The organism is Citricoccus sp. CH26A (assembly GCF_000224415.1).
Taxonomy (GTDB): domain Bacteria; phylum Actinomycetota; class Actinomycetes; order Actinomycetales; family Micrococcaceae; genus Citricoccus.
The window spans coordinates 1-1,321 of the sequence record NZ_AFXQ01000054.1 but is presented as its reverse complement, the minus strand read 5'-3'; the positions used below and the strand labels follow the sequence as shown (position 1 = coordinate 1,321).

The 1,321-nt window shown below is 65.3% G+C and carries 1 protein-coding gene; it reads right to left on the bottom strand.

Going from position 1 to position 1,321, the window contains the following annotated elements; genetic code table 11:
* The coding region (locus tag CITRI_RS0115540) for a BCCT family transporter (RefSeq protein ID WP_010145872.1) at positions 1-1,321 on the bottom strand (1,321 nt) is incomplete at both ends.

Genomic DNA, 1,321 nt, shown 5'->3' with positions numbered 1-1,321 from the left:
GCTCGGGCACGTGGCCGCCGTGGGCGGCCATGGACTGGCGGCGCAGGATCTGTCCCTCGCGTTCCGCCCGCTCCATGCGCAGCACCTTGGAGAAGGAGAGCATCACGAGGTAAGCGATCACCGTGAACGGCAGGGCGAAGATCAGCGTGGCGTGCTCCATGGTCACCACGCCGCCGGCGATGAGCATGGCGATGGTCAGTAGGGCGGTGACCAGGGCCCAGAAGATGCGTAGCCACTTGGCGCCGTCATCGGCGGGGTTGGGGATGGAGGAGGAGAAGTTCGCCATGACCATGGCGCCAGAGTTGGCGCTGGTCAGGTAGAACAGCAGCCCGGACAGGGTGGCCAGTCCGATCAGGAACGCGGCCCCGGGGAACATCTCCAGCAGGGCGTACCAACCCTGTTCCGGGCTATCGATGGCCAGCTGGGCGAAGTCCGTGTTGCCGTTGAAAACCTGCCACAGGGCAGAGTTGCCGAAGATGGACACGATCAGAAAATCGCACAGCACCGGGGCAGTGATCGCCGCGATGACGAACTCCCGCAGCGTGCGACCGCGGGAGATACGGGCCAGGAACAAGCCCACGAACGGGCCCCACGCCAGCCAGAACGCCCAGAAGAACAGGGTCTGGCCGGCCATCCACGCGGCACCGTCCGACTCGTAGGCGAAGGTCTGCAGGGTGCGCTCTGGCAGGGTGAAGATGAACCGGCCGATGTTCTGGACGATGCCGTTGAGCACGAACGCGGTCTGACCGGTCACCAGCATGTACAGCAGCATGGCCGCGGCGGACCAGATGTTCAGCTCAGAGATCCACTTGATGCCCTTGTCCACGCCGGAGGTCGAGGCTGCCACGGTGAGCACGACGGCGACCAGCACCAGTGCGATCTGCAGGGCCAGGCCCTCGGGCAGGCCGAAGATCCAGGCGAAACCGATGTTCAGCAGCACCACACCAATGCCCATGGAGGTGGCCACGCCGAACATGGTGCCAAGCAGCGTGATGACGTCGATGGCATCACCGAGCCCACCCTTGACCCGCTTGCCGAGCAGCGGGTACAGCGCGGCGCGGATGGACAACGGCATGCCCCATCGGTAAGCGAAATACCCCATGGCCATGCCGAGCAGGGCGTACATTGACCACCCGGAGATCCCGTAGTGGAACATGGTCCAGACCACGGCATCCTGGGCCGCCTCGGGGGTCCCGCCCTCACCGGCCGGGGGCTGTAGGTAGTGCTGGATCGGCCCGGTGACCGAGTAGAACAGCATGTCGATGCCAACGCCCGCGGCGAAGAGCATCGCAACCCAGGTGAACAGCTTGTACTGGGGCCG